The 1,125-nt window shown below is 59.4% G+C and carries 1 protein-coding gene; it reads right to left on the reverse strand.

Features of this window, described 5'->3' with window-relative positions; translation table 11 throughout:
• Nucleotides 1-1,125, reverse strand: a 1,125-nt coding sequence (locus tag B5F27_RS16245) for a relaxase/mobilization nuclease domain-containing protein (protein WP_087369070.1), incomplete at both ends; no start/stop codon positions are given.

Raw genomic sequence — 1,125 nt, forward strand, 5'->3', positions numbered from 1 at the left:
CGCCGCTGGTCTGGCGCATTTCCTCATAGGCGGTATCAAAAGCAGCTTCCAACTGCTCCGGGGAAGTGAAGCCGTACTGCTGGTACACATTCAGCGTCTTGGCCATCTGTTTGATGTTGTGTATCTTCGCCCAATGCTCGTAGCCTTTGCCCTTGCCCTCGGCCTTTTTCTGCTCAATGTCCACAAGCCGCTGCACACCGTCCTGTTTCGGGGCGGTTTGTGGGGCTTTTGTGGGCTGTATGCCGGTTTTCCCATGCCGGGGATATTCGGGTATGGCTGCGGCCTTTTCTGTGGCTCTGGCGGCGTTCCGCTCCAAAACGGCAAGGACAGCGGCGCGGTCAAAATCGTCGCCCAGTTTCCGGGCGGTAATGGGCTTTGTCCTGTCCGGCGTGAGGTAGGACAGCCGACCACGGCTCTCCTTGACGGCCACGCCCTCCCGCAGCAGCAGAGAGGAAAACTCGTCAAAGCCGGTGGCGGTGGCAAGGGCTTTCCGTATGGTCTGCCGCAGTTTTTCCTTGTTCGTTTCAAACTTGGTCTGCCGGGGCGTGATACCGCCTGCAATCATGGGGGCGTTCTGCCTGTCTAGCGCGGCCTGTCCTTTTTTCTGCGCCCAATACTCCCGGTCGGTCACGCGGTTCTTACTGCCGTTCAGGAGGTCGATTTGGTAAAGCCCCTCCCGGTGGCACATCTCCATGACTTCGGACTTGAAGTAGCGCAAGGCCGCATCGGTACAGCGGTGCTTGCAGCCGGCTTTCGTGTCGGCTGGCCTGTCCATGTAGGGCAGGAACGGCACTTCCTCTATCCGCAGCGAATTGATAACGATATGCACATGGATATTGCCGCTGTGGTTATGCCCGTCCGGGTGGGTGCATACAAGGGCTTGGTGGCCGGGGAAATGCTCGGCGCAAAACTTCTCGCCCAATTCCTGCGCCCGGTCTACGGTCAGGCCGTTGTCCGGGCCGTCCCGTGGGTCAAAGCTGATGATATAGTGGTGACTTTTCACATCTTCCCGCCGTTGGTTCTTCCCGTAGCGGAGATTTGCCCGCATACAGGCAACGGCAAAATCCTCCCCGCCGCAGTTCAGCGTGGACAGCCGGTAGTCCTCGCGGGGGATAAGCCTGCCGG

It is taken from the genome of Faecalibacterium sp. An192 (assembly GCF_002160175.1).
Lineage (GTDB): Bacteria > Bacillota > Clostridia > Oscillospirales > Ruminococcaceae > Faecalibacterium.